Origin of the sequence: Okeania sp. SIO3I5 (assembly GCF_010672085.1) — a bacterium.
GTDB lineage: Bacteria > Cyanobacteriota > Cyanobacteriia > Cyanobacteriales > Microcoleaceae > Trichodesmium.
This window is the reverse complement of the sequence record NZ_JAAHHT010000438.1, coordinates 1-3,583: the sequence shown is the minus strand read 5'-3', so window position 1 is coordinate 3,583 and position 3,583 is coordinate 1. Positions and strand designations below refer to the sequence as shown.

The window sequence follows — 3,583 nt, the reverse complement described above, 5'->3', positions numbered from 1 at the left end:
TCAACAGTTAAAAGTCTTACCTACTACCTCCAGTCAGACTTATCTAACAATTCTATAAGTATTAAGTAAAAAAGCTATCACTTAAAAGACCTAACCCCATTCCCTCGCAGGGAAGGGGGAGAAACTTCCCGATTCTACGAGGAGAGTAGCGATCGCTATTGCGGAACTGGACTTTTTCCGGAGTCAAACCCTCTCTCAATTATTAGACATCTCCGAAAATTCAAAATAGAATCAATTCTTATCCAGAAATTATCAATTACTTCTTCCTGTTCCCTGTTCCCTGTTCCCTGTTCCCTCTTTTCCGGAGAGGTCTATTACTTTAAAGATACATAACTAAACGCAAACCTTCATCAACTCGATCCTGCAAATCCTCCGATAAAAAACCAACTCGTTGTTCTAAAAACGACTTATCCAGAGTGATCACTTGAGATACATTAGCAACAGAATCTCGTGGTAGTCCAGTTGCTTTTTTTGGTAACAAAACATTTCCGGGTGCTTCTGCTAAATCTAAATTTGAAGTAATAACCACCACAATTACAGTTTGAATCAAACTGCGATTAAAACCATCATTCTGAACAATTAATACTGGTCTACGATAACCAGGTTCGGAACCCACAGGTTGAGGAAGTGTTGCCCACCAAATTTCTCCTCTATACATTACCATTGTTCAGTTCTCAAGCTGCTAAACTGCATCGTCGCCATATTCTCATCTAAGTCAGATGAGTTTTGAGTGTAAACACTATTAAGTTTTTCAGTCATCAAAGGTTCGTTCAAATCCTCCGCTATGATGATTTTTCCTTTATCTTGCCCTAAACTTGCTAGTCGGTTAACAGTAGTCGGTTTAGTTTCAGCGATCGCCGGATGAATCACTACTAATGCTTTTCCTTCATGGATGACAGTTAGTGGCGTTTTTGTGCGTTCGACTTCTATCAATAAAGTCTGTAAACTTTCGGCTAATTGATCGGTAGTAATTTCTGCCATTTTTAATTTGGTTTTCCTATAGTTTTCTAGTGAAAATTTTACCACATCTTTTGCGGAAGTGGGTACAAAAGAAATTGCAGGGATTAGAAAATACTCAGTGTGAGCATCTTGCTCACGAACTTAACAGTAGGTTTGGTTTCGGTTCCTCAACTCAACAACAATATTATGTCTGTTGGGTTTCACTGTCGCTCTACAAAGGCCTACATGATTCGCGTTGGCTCACCTAGCGGCAGCTATATCGCTCTGTTTTCCCTAAATTGATGTTTAAGATGTTTAATTTATTTATTGTCCAATAGTCCCGTAGACTTTTGAGGTACAAAACCCAACAAACATAACCCTTGTGTTGGGTTTCACTGTCGTTCAACAAAGGCCTAGATGATTCGCGATCGAACATCCGTTCCGCTTCGCGATCGCTCTATTTTCCATAAATTGATATTTTATTTATCTATTGTCCAATAGTCCAGTAGAGTTTTGTAGATGATTTTGTCAATCAAGGATCAAGCACAATCCCTGTCTCTCCGTGTCAACTTCAATCATCCCAGTATTCAGCAACGCCGAATTTAAGTTTATATCGTCAACATTATTAAAAATATCTAAAGTTTTTTAGACAAAAGACTACTGAGATATAAAAAGGTTATATTCACAACAAAGTGAGGAAAAAATTTATGGTAACAGCTACAAGACCAGAACAAAAAGTTAAAATTGGCCCGACTAAACTCCTAATTAATAATGAGTGGGTAGAAAGTGCCTCTGGCAAACGGTTTGAAACTATTAACCCGGCAACAGGAGAAGTTATTTGTGACCTTGCCGAAGCAGATGCACCTGATGTAGACAAAGCCGTAATAGCAGCTCGCAAAGCATTTACCAGTGGCGAGTGGTCAAAAATGTCTGCTACCAAACGAGGGGAACTTCTATACAAGTTAGCAGATTTAATAGAAGAAAATATAGAAGATTTGGCAATACTCGAAACCCTTGATAATGGTAAACCTCTCAAAGACTCTCTCAATCAAGATTTACCTGAGGCGATCGCCTGTTATCGCTATTATGCAGGATGGGCAGACAAAGTTCAAGGCAAAACTATCCCTATTAATGGCCCCTACTTCTGCTACACCCGCCACGAACCAGTGGGAGTTGTCGGTCAAATCATTCCTTGGAACTTCCCTTTAGTAATGCAAGCTTGGAAACTTGCCCCAGCATTAGCAATGGGTAATACATTAGTAATGAAAACGGCTGAACAAACACCATTGTCAGCTCTTCGAGTGGGAGAATTAGTGATAGAAGCAGGTTTTCCTCCTGGTGTAGTCAATATTTTGTCTGGTTATGGTCCAACTGCTGGTGCTGCCATTTCCCACCATAACGATATTGATAAAATTGCTTTCACTGGTTCCACAGAAGTAGGTCATTTAATCATGGAAGCTGCTGCCAAGAGTAACTTAAAGCGGGTGACTTTAGAACTCGGTGGCAAGAGTCCGAATATAGTGTTTGCGGATGCGGATATGGATGCTGCTATTGAAGCATCACATTTAGGTGTATTCTCTAATCAAGGTCAGTCTTGCTGTGCGGGTTCTCGTTTGTTTGTAGAAGAGAAATGTTATGACGAATTTGTTGCTAAGAGTGTAGAACGAGCTAAACGTCGGATAGTAGGAGACCCATTTGCCGATGATGTGGAACAAGGACCTCAAGTTGATGAAGAACAGTTTAATAAAGTGATGAGTTATATTGAGTCTGGTCAGCGGGATGGTGCCCAGATGTTATGTGGAGGATCGAGAGTTGGCGATCGCGGTTACTTTATTGCACCAACTGTATTTGCTGATGTGCAAGATCACATGAAAATTGCTCAAGAGGAAATTTTTGGTCCGGTGATGAGCATCATTAAATTTAAGGATATTGACGAACTGGTAGAACGAGCAAATAATACAATGTATGGTTTGGCTGCTGGTGTATGGACACAAGATGTGAGTAAGGCTCATAATGTAGCTCATAGACTGCGAGCAGGTACTGTTTGGGTAAATTGTTATGATGTATTTGATGCTGCTGCACCGTTTGGTGGTTTTAAACAGTCTGGTATTGGTCGAGAGTTAGGTGAATATGGTTTAGAGCAGTATACGGAGATTAAGACTATAACTGTTAAGATTTAATTAATGGATAATGGATAATCGATCAGGACTTACGCAGAAACTGGGTTTCTGAAGGAAATTTTGTGGTTTGAACAACAAGATCAGAGCAATAAACCCGGTTTCCTGGTTAGGACAGCGTAAGTTTTGTGGATAATTACCTCTCCCTAAAAGCTATACCTTATAAGGAACTCCTGAAACCCTGTTTGTGGATAGGCGGTGGGGAGATGGGGAAATAGGGGAGAAAAGCCTCTAATATAAAATCCGGTTATACAGTAATCGCATTCAAAAATCCTCAACTAAAATATGTGTTTGCTAGAAGCACGAATTTAAAAATTTATGCATTTTCATTTCCTTTCTTACTCCTAACTCCTAACTCCTAACTCCTAACTCCTAACTCCTAACTCCTAACTCCTAACTCCTAACTCCTAACTCCTAACTCCTAACTCCTAACTCCTAACTCCTAACTCCTAACTCCTAACTCCTAA

3 protein-coding genes are annotated in these 3,583 nt (G+C 39.8%); 1 reads left to right on the top strand and 2 read right to left on the bottom strand.

Annotated features, from left to right (window positions below; all coding sequences use genetic code 11):
* Positions 1–319 precede the first annotated feature (319 nt).
* On the bottom strand, positions 320–664 hold the full coding sequence (locus tag F6K40_RS39325; protein WP_293145480.1) for a type II toxin-antitoxin system PemK/MazF family toxin: 345 nt from the start codon (positions 662–664) through the stop codon (positions 320–322).
* Positions 658–981: a hypothetical protein gene (locus tag F6K40_RS39320; RefSeq protein WP_293145478.1), complete on the bottom strand. Its 324-nt coding sequence runs from the start codon at positions 979–981 to the stop codon at positions 658–660. The genes F6K40_RS39325 and F6K40_RS39320 overlap by 7 nt, the downstream gene beginning before the upstream one ends.
* A 665-nt stretch (positions 982–1,646) precedes the next feature.
* Here F6K40_RS39320 and F6K40_RS39315 point away from each other — a divergent pair.
* On the top strand, positions 1,647–3,119 hold the full coding sequence (locus F6K40_RS39315; RefSeq protein WP_293145476.1) for an aldehyde dehydrogenase family protein: 1,473 nt from the start codon (positions 1,647–1,649) through the stop codon (positions 3,117–3,119).
* Positions 3,120–3,583 lie beyond the last annotated feature (464 nt).

Bases quoted from the DNA above. Each gene is read 5' to 3' on its own strand.
- F6K40_RS39315 (WP_293145476.1), top strand. From the start codon at position 1,647: ATGGTAACAGCTACAAGACCAGAACAAAAAGTTAAAATTGGCCCGACT.
- F6K40_RS39325 (WP_293145480.1), bottom strand. From the start codon at position 664: ATGGTAATGTATAGAGGAGAAATTTGGTGGGCAACACTTCCTCAACCT.
- F6K40_RS39320 (WP_293145478.1), bottom strand. From the start codon at position 981: ATGGCAGAAATTACTACCGATCAATTAGCCGAAAGTTTACAGACTTTA.